The organism is Snodgrassella sp. B3088 (assembly GCF_026535815.1).
Classification (GTDB): Bacteria; Pseudomonadota; Gammaproteobacteria; order Burkholderiales; family Neisseriaceae; genus Snodgrassella; species Snodgrassella alvi_E.
The window spans coordinates 158486-172646 of record NZ_JAFNPG010000002.1; the positions used below are offsets into that span (position 1 = coordinate 158486).

General features: G+C 41.0%; 12 protein-coding genes. 2 read left to right on the forward strand and 10 right to left on the reverse strand.

Going from position 1 to position 14161, the window contains the following annotated elements; all coding sequences use genetic code 11:
• Positions 1–691: 691 nt before the first annotated feature.
• Both bamC and dapA read right to left on the reverse strand, forming a co-directional pair.
• Positions 692–1840, reverse strand: a complete 1149-nt coding sequence (gene bamC, locus J3U75_RS01160) for an outer membrane protein assembly factor BamC (protein ID WP_267390123.1) — start codon at positions 1838–1840, stop codon at positions 692–694.
• Positions 1841–1886: 46 nt separating this feature from the next.
• Positions 1887–2762, reverse strand: a complete 876-nt coding sequence (gene dapA / locus J3U75_RS01165) for a 4-hydroxy-tetrahydrodipicolinate synthase (RefSeq protein ID WP_267390124.1) — start codon at positions 2760–2762, stop codon at positions 1887–1889.
• 223 nt (positions 2763–2985) lie between these two features.
• Here dapA and J3U75_RS01170 point away from each other — a divergent pair, with 223 nt between their 5' ends.
• Positions 2986–4380: a nucleobase:cation symporter-2 family protein gene (locus tag J3U75_RS01170; protein ID WP_267390125.1), complete on the forward strand. Its 1395-nt coding sequence runs from the start codon at positions 2986–2988 to the stop codon at positions 4378–4380.
• Between the two features lie 77 nt (positions 4381–4457).
• Here J3U75_RS01170 and J3U75_RS01175 read toward each other — a convergent pair whose 3' ends face one another.
• A complete protein-coding gene (locus J3U75_RS01175; RefSeq protein WP_267390126.1) occupies positions 4458–5789 on the reverse strand; it encodes a DHA2 family efflux MFS transporter permease subunit in 1332 nt (443 codons plus the stop codon).
• On the opposite strand from J3U75_RS01175, the gene J3U75_RS01180 reads away from it, so the two are divergent.
• Entirely contained in the window at positions 5788–5928 is a 141-nt protein-coding gene (locus J3U75_RS01180) for a hypothetical protein (RefSeq protein ID WP_267390127.1), read from the forward strand. The two genes, J3U75_RS01175 and J3U75_RS01180, sit on opposite strands and share 2 nt — an antisense overlap.
• A 442-nt stretch (positions 5929–6370) precedes the next feature.
• Here the strand turns inward: J3U75_RS01180 and J3U75_RS01185 are convergent, their stop codons facing one another.
• The 7 genes from J3U75_RS01185 to J3U75_RS01215 all read right to left on the reverse strand — a co-directional run bounded on the left by J3U75_RS01185 (position 6371) and on the right by J3U75_RS01215 (position 14002).
• Positions 6371–7117, reverse strand: a complete 747-nt coding sequence (locus J3U75_RS01185; protein ID WP_267390128.1) for a phosphate/phosphite/phosphonate ABC transporter substrate-binding protein — start codon at positions 7115–7117, stop codon at positions 6371–6373.
• A gap of 1 nt (position 7118) precedes the next feature.
• Positions 7119–7622: a PAS domain-containing protein gene (locus J3U75_RS01190; protein ID WP_267390129.1), complete on the reverse strand. Its 504-nt coding sequence runs from the start codon at positions 7620–7622 to the stop codon at positions 7119–7121.
• Between the two features lie 430 nt (positions 7623–8052).
• Entirely contained in the window at positions 8053–8415 is a 363-nt protein-coding gene (locus J3U75_RS01195) for a roadblock/LC7 domain-containing protein (protein ID WP_100139998.1), read from the reverse strand.
• A gap of 887 nt (positions 8416–9302) precedes the next feature.
• Positions 9303–11288: a DNA topoisomerase IV subunit B gene (locus J3U75_RS01200; protein ID WP_267390131.1), complete on the reverse strand. Its 1986-nt coding sequence runs from the start codon at positions 11286–11288 to the stop codon at positions 9303–9305.
• Between the two features lie 126 nt (positions 11289–11414).
• Entirely contained in the window at positions 11415–11954 is a 540-nt protein-coding gene (locus J3U75_RS01205; RefSeq protein ID WP_267390132.1) for an RNA pyrophosphohydrolase, read from the reverse strand.
• Between the two features lie 283 nt (positions 11955–12237).
• The gene (locus J3U75_RS01210; protein ID WP_267390133.1) at positions 12238–12381 is read right to left on the reverse strand and encodes a hypothetical protein; all 144 of its coding nucleotides are present in this window, start codon (positions 12379–12381) and stop codon (positions 12238–12240) included.
• A 286-nt stretch (positions 12382–12667) separates the two neighbouring features.
• The gene (locus tag J3U75_RS01215) at positions 12668–14002 is read right to left on the reverse strand and encodes a DEAD/DEAH box helicase (RefSeq protein ID WP_267390134.1); all 1335 of its coding nucleotides are present in this window, start codon (positions 14000–14002) and stop codon (positions 12668–12670) included.
• Between the last annotated feature and the right edge of the window lie 159 nt (positions 14003–14161).

Below are 14161 nucleotides of genomic sequence, written 5' to 3' on the forward strand. Positions count from 1 at the left end.
TTATTTAAGTGTATCTTGCCCCATGTGATCTTAAAAATCATTTTGTATTTTATTTTTTTCTAAAGATTGAATTCTAGTCATTTTTTTGTGATGTAAGAAGGGGTTTCTGGCTAACTTTAATCAGTTTAATTGTAAAGGGTGCAATAATAACCAATCCTGTAATACCAACTGCAAAACAACACAAGCTGTACCATAAGGGGTAACGGATGTCTGCAAAAAAGATGGTACCCATAATAAATGCAGCAATTATCAGTAAAGATAGAAAACTATAACTGATTATCATTTTTTTCATATCAGTCGATTCAAGAATTTTATAAGATGAAAGCAAGTGTAGCTTAATTGCCAGCTATTGTATCTGATGAAGCATTTTCCTAGGTAATGGTTCTTAAAAACTTAAGATTATTGTGTTGATACTGTTTTATTTATCAAAATAATTTGTAGTCACGATTTGATTATAAAAGAGTTGTCAAAAGTATCTTACAGTATTGTTTCACGGTAGTGTTTAACTCATATTTGAAGTTTCTAAAGAAAGATGAGCTATACCAAGCCAATAATGTAATTAACGATCTTGATTTTATATTAGGTTTGTATATTTAGAGTTTAGCTTCTTGAAAAGTAAATAAAAAAAAATTGTGGGCAAAATGTTAAAAGGTTGCTGATAAAAAAGCCTGCTGTAGCAGGCTTTTGGTTTTTATCGCAACTGCTGATCAAGTTGCTGAATCCATTTTTTACCATCTATACCGGTATAAGGTGTACCGTCAACATTGGCTAGACTGACGCGTGTTCCTCCATCTTTCAATGGTTGAGCCAGTACCATCAAACGCGGCTGCTCTTTAGGCTGTTGCTGGCGTTCGATTTTTTTGCTGCGACCAAACATGCGGCTAAACAGCCCCGGTTTTTTGTTGGTTACAGATGAGGCTTCGGCAGCGGCCACTTCCACAAGATAGGCATACTGGCTCTGATTTTCGCCAATAACATTTAGACCTACGCGATCCAGTGCCAGAGCAACGCGGCGCCAGTTGCGTTCCTGTGGGCCAAGCAGATAAACACTACTGCCATCGGTTCTGGCCAAAGCGTTCTCATTCGGATTTTGCTGTTGAGCGGCTACCTGTTGCTGTACCTGTTTGGCATCTGCACCTAGATACTGCATGAAGCGTGCCAGAAATGCTGCTTCTAGTTCAGGTTCATTAGGGCGAGGCTGCCATGCGGTACTGTCACCATCTTTGCTGGTATAGACTTCTTTCATGCCTTTCTGGCTGAAGAATACATCAGTACCACCCTTATTGTTTCTTTCCAGCCGGATGGTAAACATATCACGTTCACCACTGGAGTAAACGCCACCCAAGCCAACTTTTTCAAATATACCGCGAATGGCATCCGAAGGCAGTTTGGCCCGATTTTCAGCCCAGTTGGTCTGCATTAGGCCGATAGATGGTTCTTCACGCTCTATAGTAAAGCCCTGTTCCTGCCAAAAAGCTTTTAATAGAGGCCATAACTCAGCAGCTTGTTTATTGTCTACCGTTAACCAGCGGATGCTGCCATCACGTTGAAAATGAATATCCGGTACTTGTGTCAATACCTGCGTATTGGCTGCGGGCTGGTTTTTGTTATTGCGTTTGTTCAGATCACTGGCACGGACGGCACCATTAATCAGCGAGCTGCCAGGAGCACTGAAACGATTACCTTGATTGGGATCAGTCAAATCTGGCGGCACATCCAGCTGAACAATTTTTTTATTGTCTGACTGATAATCAAGTTTAGGTAGGTTTTCTTTTTTGCTGGCACAGGCGGCAAGACTGGCTGCCAGCATGGTCAGGACAACGGTTTTACTTATATTCATATCGGCCACTTTCTGTGTGTATTTTTCTGATAGGGTAGGCTTATGTTCAGATTAAGCCGGCTTCGCGCATGGCAGCTGTTACTATGGTCTGTCCTGCTTCAGTCAGCTCCGTAATGGGCAGGCGGCATACCGGATTGATTTTACCTATTTGGGACAGTGCCCATTTAGTAGGTGCCGGACTGGGTTCGCAGAAAAGGTCGCCATGCAAACGCTGTAATTTATCATTCAGGCTTCGCGCACCGGCTATATCACCGCGTAGTGCAGCATGACACATGTCGGCAAACATTTTCGGAGCTACATTGGCTGTCACACTGATAACACCATGGCCACCGCATAGTAGGAATGCCATCGCGGTAGGATCATCGCCAGAGTAAACTGCAAAGTTTTCGGGAACATGTTTAAACAGATAACAAGCTCGGCCGATGTTGCCAGTGGCTTCTTTGATTCCGACAATATTTTCTATCTGAGCTAGCCGCAAAGCAGTATCCGGTTGCATATCGGCAACAGTGCGTCCAGGCACATTGTACAAAATCATCGGAATAGAAGTAGCTTCAGCTATGGTCTTGAAATGGCGGTATATGCCTTCCTGATTGGGTTTGTTGTAGTAAGGCACTACTGACAGTGTCATATCCGCACCAGCTTGCTGTGCTTCTCGAGCAAGATAAATGGCTTCGTGCGTATTATTTGCACCTGTACCGGCAATCACTTTAATGCGTCCGGCTACGTGTTCTACAGCAGTTTTAATTACGTTTAGGTGTTCATCAACACTAAGGGTTGCTGATTCACCTGTGGTTCCTACAGCGACAATAGCGTCGGTACCGGATTCGATATGCCAGTCAATAAGCTGTTTGTATTGGTCGTAATCAATACTACCATCTGCATGCATAGGCGTTACGATGGCAACCAGGCTGCCTGTCAACATAATTCTACCCTTTACAGGAGAGCTAAAAATGTGATGATTGTAGCGTATTTTATCCCTTGATGGAAAATAGGCCGTTCATAATGTGTTTTGATAAAAGAGGTTTGCTTGAGTTAAAGATTTTATTACTCAATTGTCTGATGTAGATTAAATGTATCAGCTTAGCTTAAAATACGGGGCTTTATATTCGTTTTTTGCAAGTATAAAGCAAATAAGAAAGGTTGACATGGCCGATAATCCCTCTGTTTTTAAACAAGAAGAACGCTCTGATCTGGTCTATGGTCTGGAGGATAAACCTCCTGTTTTTAATGGTTTGCTGAGTGCATTAACCCATTTACTCGCTCTATTCGTACCCATGGTGGCTCCGGCTTTAGTGGTGGGCGGCGCACTGAAACTGCCGGCAGACATGACTGCCTATTTGGTATCGATGTCTATGGTTGCATCAGGTGTCGGTACGTATATTCAAGTGCACCGTTTCGGGGTGATCGGTTCTGGGTTATTATCGATTCAATCGGTTAATTTTTCATTTGTTACTGTGATGATTGCGCTAGGATTGGGCATGAAGGAAAACGGGATGAATGAACAAGCCATGATTTCTACTTTATTGGGCGTCTCTTTTGTGGGCGCCTTTTTAGTAGTCGGAGCATCATGGCTATTGCCGTTTCTGAAAAAAATTATCACTCCTACGGTAAGTGGAGTAGTGGTATTGATGATAGGCTTAAGCTTGATTCATGTCGGTATTACTGATTTCGGCGGGGGGCTCACCGCTAAAGCTAATCATACATTCGGTTCATGGCCCAATCTTGCTCTTTCTACTTTTGTTCTGTTTACCGTACTGTTATTTAACTGCTTTCGCAATGCATGGTGGCGTATGGCAGGTATTGCGGTAGGTTTGATTTCTGGTTATGTAATCGCCATTTTTATGGGTATTGTTGATTTTTCCAATCTACATGATCTGCCGCTGATTACCATTCCAATTCCATTCAAATACGGTTTTGCTTTTGACTGGCATGCCTTTATGGTAGCAGGAACCATTTATCTTCTGAGTGTATTTGAAGCTGTTGGTGATTTAACTGCTACTGCAATGATATCCAATCAGCCGGTGGACGGAGCAGCCTATACTAGCCGCTTGCGCGGTGGCGTCATGGCCGATGGCTTGGTTTCTGTAATTGCTACTGCACTTGGTTCATTACCGTTAACTACATTTGCTCAGAATAATGGTGTGATTCAGATGACCGGTGTTGCATCTCGCCATGTAGGCAAATACATTGCAGTGATTTTGGTGATATTGGGCTTATTCCCTTGGGTTGGCGCAATTTTTACCACTATTCCGAGCCCGGTTCTTGGTGGCGCAATGGTGGTTATGTTTGGTCTGATTGTTACAGCAGGTATACGTATTATTATCACAGCTGGTATTCGCCGCCGGGAAGCAGTTATCTGTGCTACTTCTTTAGGATTGGGGTTGGGCGTAGCTTTTGAGCCGGAAGTATTTGCTCAGTTGCCTATTCTGTTTCAAAACCCGATTTGTATGGGGGGTATTGTGGCTATCATACTGAATATATTACTGCCCCATGATAAAAGTGAACCAGCAGTGTATTTGAGTGATGATATTCCTCATTAGTTTATTTATGCTGAATGGAAGACTGCCTTTTTAAGGCAGTCTTTTTATTATGTAAAAAATAAAACGTTATTAGTAATTTATTTTTCTCTGGTAAGTAGATTATCACCATCGGTAGGATGCAGACGAGCGAATATCCAGCTGGAAAGCAGGGTAAAGACGCCCAAAATAATGAATGTGACGCGAAAGGCACTAGTGATATTTTGATGAATAAAGCTGGCTCGGCTAAGGTTTTGTAAAAGCAAGGCACCGATCGCGATACCAAAACTTAAGGCAAGCTGCTGATTAACTGCCATTAGGCTAGTACCACTGCTTACTTGATTAGGCCGCAAATCAGCCAGTGTAATGGTATTCATACCGGTAAACTGTAATGAATTACAAGCACCGAGTACGCACAGATGAAGCAAAATAAGCCATTGTGGGGTAGCAGCACTGATAAATGCCAGAGACATTATAAGTAAGCCGATGATACGTGTGTTCCATGCTAATGTGTTGCGGTAGCCGAAATGGTTCATTAATGGTTTCAGGAAAGGTTTGGCAAATATTGCAGCCAGTGCCAACGGCATCAGTAGCCAACCTGAATTGACTGCATCGTAGCTGAATGCAACCTGAAACAGTAAGGGTAATAATAAAGGTAAAGCACTCATACCCAAACGGCTGACAAGGTTACCGGCCAATCCGAGACGAAACGTGCGTACCAGAATCAGATGAGGTGGATACAAAGCGCGGTTGTTCTGGCGTGCATGTGCTAAATAGGCAAATAATGCACCAATTCCGGCAGCTGCCATCATACAGCCGAAAAGAATGTTATTTGCGTGAGACATGGTTTCAAAGGTCAGAGTCATGCAAAATGCGGACGCAGAAAATAAAAAGAAACCTAATCCGTCAAAATAATTAGCCGGCCGGTTGAAATCGGGCATGATGTACCATGTGACCAGCAATCCCAGCAGACCAATTGGTACGTTTAATAAAAAAATCCAGTGCCAGCTCATATAGACGACCAGATAACCACCAATAATCGGTCCTAATACTGGGCCGATAAGTGCTGGCATAATGGCATAATTCATAACGGTAATCAGTTTAGAGCGGTCATAGGCTTGCATCATGGTTAATCGTGCTACAGGAGTAAGCATGGCACCACCCAATCCCTGAATAATCCTAGCTAATACCAGCAGGGGTAAATTGTTGCTGGCTGCACAGAGAACTGAACCGATAATAAATATGACCATTGATCCCATGAAGAGCTTGCGGGTACCTAATTTGTCCGATAAAAAACCTGACAACGGCATCATGATGGCCAGCGTCAGTGCATAGGCAATAATTGCCGATTGCATATTCAAAGGCGATTGGCCTAAATCTGCAGCCATAGAAGGCAGAGCAGTATTCAGGATGGTGGCATCCAGCTGCTGCATGAAAATTGCTATTGCTAGTAATATAGGCAAACAGCGTGAAGGTTTTGTTGTGCTAATGGTAGCCATTGAAGCTGTTGATAACGATTATGATTTAATCCATTATAACAGAATCATGTTGTGTTCCATTAGGCAGCATTGATACATTATCAGTTGGGTATGCCAGTATGTTGCTATGAATTATGGCTGGTAAAAGCTTTACTGCTGTCTAATATTGATGAGCTCAGATATTGATGTTGATTACTCTCAATTGATGGTTTTATATCTATATTTAAATGTTCAAATTATTAATAGAAAATAATTTTATTTATTTCAGATTTGTTTTCAAAAAATATATGTGTTGATTGTATTATTAGAAAAAGGTGAAAGTGTTAATTTTAAATTTTACCTAACAATATTTATGAAATTATAAGGTAAGGGAATTATTACACTTGATAAGTTGGTGAAAAAATATATTTCTATTCAGTATATTTGAAAGATAAAGAAGTCAATAACTTTATTCTTATCTTTTCTGATTAGAGAAATTCGGCAGCCAAAAATTAAACCGTATAGGTGGTATCCTATACGGTTTAATCCAAGCTTGATTACTTGCGCATGGTGTCTACAACGTCGATCATGAATTCCATTTCTTCTTCTGATAATGCAGTAAAGCCTTCAGGGAAGTTTAATGCTTTTACAATATTGGCGCCATCGGCGTCATCGGCCATTTTACATAGCACATCTTTCAGAAGTTCAGCGTTGGAAACTGCATCAGGATGATACAGCATAACGTGTGAAACTTCGTTAATACGGCTCTTCAATAATACTTTCAGCTGATCTTTGGTGACTGAGTTGAAGCTATCATATACATCAGATTGGATAATTCCTACTTTTGCATGATGCCGAATTACACCTGAGGCAACCATCAGGAAATTATCTTTGCGTTTGATAACTAGTTCATCATCACTCAGATTGGCAGGTTCTAGTAGGCGTAACCCAATGAAATTAGCATCTTCATTATTTGAAAGTGCTAATTCTACAGTTCCTTTCAGATCTTCAATTGCATTGATGTCTGAATCAGCGGCTGCAACGATGACAATTTCGTCTGATTTATTTTTAGGTCTAACGAGCGGTAAATAACCTTGTTCACGTACATAAGTACCAGCAGCAAAAGGGTTAACAAAAAGCATAGATACTTTTTCTTTTTCCTGATGAGCTGTGACTTCATCAAACGAAGGAGGCATGATCAGTGATATATTTTGATCGCTTTTCTTTTGAAGGTAGTTATTGAGCAGATACCAGGTACTGAATTGGTCAGGCAAATAATCAGGTACAACCATTAAACTTAGCATATTATTTTCCTTCCTGTTCAGATTTCAGCATTTCTGCATACTTCGCGCTCATTTCATTTACTTTTTCGCGGCTCGGTTTGCGGCGGATTGAGCTATAGCCGATAACTTTGCCCTGACGCAGGTTGGGAATAACAGTTGCATATACCCAGTAATGACCACCGTCTTTGCGCAGGTTTTTGACATAGCCATACCAGCGTTCTTTTCTTTGCAAGGTAGCCCACATGTCGGCAAAGGGTGCTTTTGGCATATCTGGATGACGTAATAGGCAGTGCGGCGCGCCAATAATTTCATCACGGGTCCAACCACTGATATCAACAAATACATCATTGGCATGTGTAATGATACCGTCAAGATCAGTACGGGATACAATCAGTGCGCCATCAGGATAGGGAAATTCCTGATTGGTAACATATATTGTGGATTCCCCTTCTTGCTGATAATGTTTGATTTTATACTCTGTAGATTCGCTCTGAGGTTTTGGCTGAATCCAACGACTCATATCCATGTTAATTTGTCCTTCAATTTGGTTTAATCTGGTGAAGAATGAGTGTGCTTAATGTAAGCATTTCAGTGTTATTATGTTTTTGTAGCAGCTCTGTCTGTTTTGATGTTATACGTCAATTGCTGCTGAAAACTTCTGAATATGCTTTTCGGGGACAGAGTAATCTTCGCCCGATGTTTATATGCTATGCTTTAATCTAAAGGATGCTTAAAGATATTAAACTTTCTGTCATACAGTAAAACCGGTTTTTGCTTATATGAATTTGCCTGACAGCGATCAATCCTGTTTATGAAACCGGAATTGAACAATACTGAAAGATTAAACCAAATTTTCAGTGTTGTGCTGATTACAAAAACCGTTTTGGATATATCATTTATTTTGCATGTATGGCTTTAATTAGGCATGGCACATTTCAGGTTAAGCAAACTGAATATTAACCAAAATGATCAGCTAGTTCTTTCAATGCACGTTTAGCTTCAAACAAAATTAAACCTAATTTTGCTTCATGTGTTGTAGTGATGGTTAACAAGATGGCTTCAGATGCCTGAAACAGCAGCATATAGCCTTTATCTGTATGAATAATAGTATTATCCAAAGAACCTTTTAATACTTCTTTAGCAGAGCGGTTACCCAATGAAAGTAATGCCGCAGCCATGGCGCCGATTCGGTCTTCATCCATGCCACTTTGCAGTGCTGAGGCGATTGGCAGACCGTCAGTAGAAATAACAGCAGAAGATGTAATGTCAGGTGTACTGTTTAGTGTTTTTAATACGCCTTCGATGAAATCATATTTCATGAAAATTCCTCTAAAATTGACTGTAACCGTGTTAATTATAAAGATGGGTGAATTTTTTTGCAAAAAAATGTTATTAAATTTTATCAATTATCTTTATAGATAATTCTTATTTTTATTTTCGATGCATTTTTTTTCTGATTTGACGTTGTATTGAAAGTAATATTCTGTAGTTTTTGATCAGTCTATTTTATTGGTCTTCTGAAACTATTCTTTATTATAACATTATTCTAAATATGGACAGAATGCTGGATTGCTTAAAGAACATTTATTTGATTTAAATCAATATCCGTTTGACTTAAAGTTCAATTTTAAGTTGTGTGACTACTATGTATAAATATAAATTTACATATCTAATTAGCAAATAATATACGACTTTGTTGGCCATATTTTAATTAAATTAATATTAAATAAAATTTATGTTCATTTATTTTAATGACTTGGTGTTTAAAGTTTGCTTTTACCTTCTGATGAGGGTATGTCTTTATATAGGTTGTGACTTTTGATTTGGTTATGCTGTGAGATATTTTAATTTTGCTGGATTTTGTACCGATTTTAATTCTAAAGTTTTGGGTAGATTTAGTCTGTATTGCATGAAGGTTCTTGCTATACAGAATTTGTTTCAAGTTTTTTATTCGTGATGTAAGTTGAGCATTGTTGAACAAGCTAATTATATTATTTAGCGGTAATGGTGATATATTATTTGACTATTAGCTGAATTCTTATAAATAAAAAAGCATTGATACGTATTTAACCATATAAATGTAACTACAGGTTGTTATTTGTTAAAAACCTGTAGTTACATTTATATAAAACTTCATTGCTTACGGATATGCTTTGATACAGAGTCTTATGTATTTAGGTCAAGCCGATATTGGTTATATGGTTCATTATATATCGGTTTCTACTTTGTCTCCTTCTGCTTCCATCCATATGCGTCTGGATGATGCTTCTCCTTTGCCCATTAGTTTAACAAAGATGTTGCGGGTTTCGTTGCTGTCTTCTTCTCTTATCTGTACTTGTAAAAGGCAGCGGGTATCGGGGTTCATGGTGGTGTCTTTAAGCTGATCTGGATTCATTTCTCCCAGACCTTTAAATCGACTGATACTGTAGGCACTTTCTTTAACCTTTTCGCTTTGCAGTCGATCCAGAATGGTATCTAGTTCTGCCTGATCCTGTGCATAAAGTTTACGCGCTGGTTTATTTTTACCCTGTGCGTTGACATCCACTCTGAATAGAGGCGGCTGGGCTACGTAGATGTGTCCTGCATCAATCAGACGGGGAAAGTGGGTATAAAAGAGGGTAAGTAGTAGTACTTGAATGTGAGCACCGTCTACGTCGGCATCGGATAATATGGCGATTTTGCCGTAGCGAAGGCCGGATAAATCTGGATTATCATTTTTTCCGTGCGGGTCTACGCCAATGGCTACAGAAATATCGTGAATTTCTGCATTGCCAAATAACTGATCGCGATGAATTTCGAAGCTGTTTAATACTTTGCCGCGTAAGGGCAGGATGGCTTGGGTATTTTTATCTCTAGCCAGTTTGGCAGAACCGCCGGCAGAATCTCCTTCGACCAGAAAAAGTTCATTTTCACGTATATCTTCACTTTCACAGTCTGTGAGTTTACCTGGCAAGACGGCTACTCCGGATCCTTTTTTCTTTTCTATTTTTTTGGTTGAGCGCATGCGCGCCTGCGCCTGACGAATGGCCAGTTCGGCTATTTTTTTTCCAGTGTCGATATTTTGGTTCAGCCAGAGCTCAAGCGGATCGCTGCACATAGCTGCCACCAGTTTGAGTGCATCACGGCTGGTGAGTTTGTCTTTGGTTTGTCCCTGAAATTGTGGATCCAGCAGACGGGCGGATAATACAAAAGCGACGCGGGAAAATACATCATCTGATTGAAGTTTTACACCGCGTGGCAGCAGGTTGTGGTGGTTAATGAAATTATTGACGGCGTGAAAGACGGCTTGTTTGAGACCTGCCTCATGTGTGCCGCCAAGGGCTGTAGGTATGAGGTTTACATAGCTTTCACTGGGTGCATTTCCTTCTTCCACCCAGCTTAATGCATAAGCTGCACCTTCGCCTTGATTGAAATCTGTGTCATGGTTGGCGCCTAGATAGTTTTCACTAGCAAAGATAGGTGTAGCGGTTTGGCTATCTGAGAGGAGATTCAGTAAATAACTTTTTAGGCCATTCGGATATTGCCAGTTTTGTGTCTGTGCTTCATCTGTACTATTGATATACCGAGTAAGGGTGACACTGATGCCTGGCAGTAATACTGCTTTGGCACGCAATGTGCGTTCAAGTTCAGCTATGTTGTATTGTGGGTTGTCGAAGTAATGACCGTCAGGCCAGATGCGAACTTCTGTTCCACTATCTTTGGAGGTGCATTTGCCAATTTCAGTCAGGGGCTGAATTACTTCTCCAGCGGCAAAGACAATTTGATAAATTTTGCTGTTTCTTTTAACGGTGACTTCCAATCTGGTGGAGAGGGCGTTGGTAACGGAAACGCCGACACCATGTAGCCCGCCAGAGAATGCGTAAGCACCATCACCACTTTTTTTGTTAAATTTACCACCCGCATGAAGCTGGGTAAAAACCAGTTCGACTACAGGAACCTGCTCAGTTGGATGTAATCCAGTTGGTATGCCTCGTCCATCATCCTTTACGGTTACTGAACCATCCTGATTTAGGATGACGTCGATGTTTTGTGCATAACCGCCAAGTGCTTCATCGGCAGCATTATCAATGACTTCCTGAATGATGTGGGTAGGGCTGTCGGTTCTGGTGTACATGCCTGGCCGTTCTTTAACTGGTGCCAGACCTTTGAGTACGGTTACGCTAGATTCATCGTAAGTTATGGATTTGCTCATAATTTATTTCAGACTGGTAGTATTGCCAATATAGAACAAATTACCGTAAAAAATTTAATTTTTCGGTAATTTGTTTTTGTTTTGTGCTGGGATCAGGCAGGTGAATGCCGGCTGAATGACCGGCTTTTATTCAGCCAGTGAATATTTATCATCGTGATTCTGACGGTTTTGTACGAATTCAGTCCACTCCGGTAGTTGATGCAGAAAACGCGACAATTCGTGCAGTGCATTAAGATAGACATTGCGTTTGAATTCTATCACTTCATCCACTGGTGCCCAGTACTGGTGCCAGCGCCATGCATCAAATTCGGGATGGTGGGTGGCACGCAGGTGGATATCACTTTCACGTCCAGTCAGACGCAGCAGATACCATATCTGTTTTTGTCCTTTATAGGAGCCTCGCCATTCGCGTTTAATCCAATGTGTGGGAACGTCATAACGTAACCAGTCACGAGTGCGCCCAATGATTTTGACATGATGTGGCAACAGGCCTACTTCTTCCATCAATTCTCGATACATGGCAGCTTCGGGACTTTCTCCCGGTTTGATGCCACCCTGTGGAAACTGCCAAGAATGTTCGTGTACCCGTTTGCCCCAGAAAACCTCATTACGGTCGTTGGTGATGATTATCCCGACATTGGGGCGATAACCTTCTCTGTCTAACATGGTAGTTCGCCCAGTAAATAAACTGAATTTTCGCACAAATCGAGATAGGAAACCAGTTAGGATTGTTTGATGATGAGACAAGGCTATTTGCTTAATTAAATGCTATTGGTATTTTTGTTGGTTTTATATATTAAAGGATTTATCAAACAAGAGTAGAGTAGGTAATATGTTATGTTGATTGTATATTGCAATTGAGTCAGTATTGGATATATTGATTATCCGGATAATTATGAATCAAGCCATATCTGATCAATATGGCTTGTTATGTATTACCTAAGTACTATTACTGGTGCACAGTTTCCAATAGAAGAATATTTTTTTCGTTTTCTTCTGGAATCTGCTCTTTTGTATTAACCGGCTGAGTGTGCTGGTAAAATGCAGCTCGTTTGGCGGCCTGAAAAATTTGTAATCTTCGACGATGTTGCATAGTTAAATCCTTTCTCGCTTGTCGGTGTTGTGCACCAACTGTTGTCATTAATACTTGTTTTACAGGTACTACTATAAGGTGACAATGCTTATGCCTGCATGAATATTATTATTGTTTTTTTAGATAATTTTTGTTTTACTATAAAATATATTAGATATAACAAAAATTTGCAAGACAGTAAAGATGTTCTGTTTGATGATGATAAAAACAGATATGGTCTGAACTTAATGATTTTGAAGATATCAGGCAGCAAAAGCTGCCTGATAAATGTGTAGGTAATTAAGAATTAATGTTTTGGTTGGCTGTTGCTGCTATGTCTATTTTGCGGATTGCTGCGCTGACGTCCTGCTTGGTTGCCTTGGCGCGAACGGTTGGGCTGCTGCTCATTATTATGGCGACGGTCGGCATTCCAGTTGCCGCTTTTGCCTTGGTTGCCAAATGAACGACGACCTTTATTAGCAAATTTACTCGAACGCTTGCGAGTGGGTTCCATACCGCTGATGGTATGTTCAGGCAGTTTCCGATTGAGGTAGCGTTCTATTTTGTGAACTTTGATGTACTCGTTCACTTCAGCAAAAGTAATGGCCAAACCGGTGCGACCTGCACGGCCGGTACGTCCTATGCGGTGTACATAATCTTCTGCCTGTTTGGGTAGGTCGTAATTGATTACATGCGTAATAGTAGGTACGTCAATACCTCGTGCAGCTACGTCTGTAGCGACCAGAATTTTAATTCGGCCTTTGCGTAAATCCATCAAGGTGCGGTTTCGCCAGCCCTGGGGCATGTCTCCATGCAGACAGTTAGCAGAAAAACCTTTTTCGTATAGTTCGTCAGCCAGTTGTTCGGACATAGCTTTGGTGGCGGTAAAGATTACTGCTTGATCAATACTGGCATCACGTAACAAATGATCTAGCAGGCGATTTTTATGACGAATATCGTCACAATATAGCAATTGTTCATCGATTTTGCCTTGTTTTTCTTCACGGGCAATATCAATTTTCTGAGGCTGGTTGGTTAGTTTCTGCGCCAGTTTGCCAACCATGCCATCCCATGTGGCTGAGAATAATAGGGTTTGACGTTCGGCAGGAGTGGCTGCGACGATGGTTTCGATGTCATCAATGAAGCCCATGTCTAGCATGCGGTCTGCTTCGTCCAGAATGAGGACTTCCAAACGCCCAAAATCGATGCGTCCCTGACGCATGTGATCCATTAATCGTCCTGGAGTAGCTACGATCAGGTCGATGGGGCGCGCTAAGGCTCGGATTTGTTGTCCGAAGGCGGTGCCGCCCACTAGGGTAACTGTGCGCAGCCAAGGCATATTTTTGCCGTATATCTGAGCATTTTTCTCGACTTGCTGGGCAAGTTCACGTGTGGGCGTTAATACCAGTGCACGCGGGCCTTTGCCGGATTTTTCGCTGCGTTTAAGCAATTTTTGTAGCGTTGGCAAAAGAAAAGCGGCTGTTTTGCCTGAACCTGTCTGTGCAGAAACCATTACATCCTGATTATTTAAAACAGCGGGAATAGATTCCAGTTGTACGGGAGTTGGGGTTTCATATCCGGCAGCAATGAGCGCGCTGGTAATTTGTTTGTCTAAATGTAAATCTGAAAAAGACAATGTCATGGTTTTCCTTTGGTTAAACGACCAACCAAACGTGATAATCTAGTTTATTTTGTTGAAAATAGATTACTGGAAACTGTTGCTAGCTTAAGCCAAGGAGGAAAGTAATATAAAGATAGCAATTGGTTGTCGTTAGCTTGTGTGTGGGTATTTTATACATCG

Coding starts and splice junctions, on each gene's coding strand:
- J3U75_RS01210 (WP_267390133.1), bottom strand. CDS start 12,381: ATGCAACATCGTCGAAGATTACAAATTTTTCAGGCCGCCAAACGAGCT.
- J3U75_RS01180 (WP_267390127.1), top strand. CDS start 5,788: ATGAAAATTGCTATTGCTAGTAATATAGGCAAACAGCGTGAAGGTTTT.
- J3U75_RS01185 (WP_267390128.1), bottom strand. CDS start 7,117: ATGCTAAGTTTAATGGTTGTACCTGATTATTTGCCTGACCAATTCAGT.
- J3U75_RS01195 (WP_100139998.1), bottom strand. CDS start 8,415: ATGAAATATGATTTCATCGAAGGCGTATTAAAAACACTAAACAGTACA.
- J3U75_RS01190 (WP_267390129.1), bottom strand. CDS start 7,622: ATGGATATGAGTCGTTGGATTCAGCCAAAACCTCAGAGCGAATCTACA.
- J3U75_RS01170 (WP_267390125.1), top strand. CDS start 2,986: ATGGCCGATAATCCCTCTGTTTTTAAACAAGAAGAACGCTCTGATCTG.
- J3U75_RS01205 (WP_267390132.1), bottom strand. CDS start 11,954: ATGTTAGACAGAGAAGGTTATCGCCCCAATGTCGGGATAATCATCACC.
- dapA (WP_267390124.1), bottom strand. CDS start 2,762: ATGTTGACAGGCAGCCTGGTTGCCATCGTAACGCCTATGCATGCAGAT.
- J3U75_RS01200 (WP_267390131.1), bottom strand. CDS start 11,288: ATGAGCAAATCCATAACTTACGATGAATCTAGCGTAACCGTACTCAAA.
- J3U75_RS01175 (WP_267390126.1), bottom strand. CDS start 5,789: ATGCAGCAGCTGGATGCCACCATCCTGAATACTGCTCTGCCTTCTATG.
- bamC (WP_267390123.1), bottom strand. CDS start 1,840: ATGAATATAAGTAAAACCGTTGTCCTGACCATGCTGGCAGCCAGTCTT.
- J3U75_RS01215 (WP_267390134.1), bottom strand. CDS start 14,002: ATGACATTGTCTTTTTCAGATTTACATTTAGACAAACAAATTACCAGC.